We start from the raw sequence: 530 nt of genomic DNA on the forward strand, positions 1-530 counted from the left end.
CGAAGTGTCGATGCCGATCGGGCTTTACACCGGCTTCGAGGTTACCGCGCCCTGCGGCCTTTGTTCGCCGGACGGCATCATCGGCTTGCTCGATGTACCGAACACTTTCCTCGATCCGGATCGTATGAAAGCCGGGCTGTTGTGGTTCACCCGCGGTTTTGTCGAATACCAGTTTCCCAATAATGCCAAGCTCGCCAATGCCGAGATCACCGAGCTCGAAGTGGCGATAGAGCTGTCTTCGGAAGTGCCGGGCACCAGCGCCGATTGGCCCTCGGACATCACGCTGACGATCAATGGCGTCGATGTCGGCACCTGGACGTCGCCGGGGGATTTCGGCGACAAGCGCGGCGTCTTCACGCCGTCCTGGTGGAAACTCAAGGGTTCGCAATACGGCAAGCTCAAGAACTGGCGAATTGCCAATGACGGCACCTATGTCGACGGCCTCAGGATTTCCGAAACCGGCCTCGCCGCACTCGATCTGAAGAGCCATCATTCAATCCGCGTCCGTATCGGCGTCAAGGACGACGCCA

The 530-nt window shown here is 59.4% G+C and carries 1 pseudogene; it reads left to right on the top strand.

Annotated features, from left to right (window positions below):
- Positions 1-530, top strand: a pseudogene (locus NKH29_RS32580) (transcriptional regulator); the annotation flags it as partial.

The sequence above is a fragment of the Mesorhizobium sp. M1295 genome, from assembly GCF_040318135.1.
In the GTDB taxonomy this organism is placed as follows: Bacteria; Pseudomonadota; Alphaproteobacteria; order Rhizobiales; family Rhizobiaceae; genus Mesorhizobium.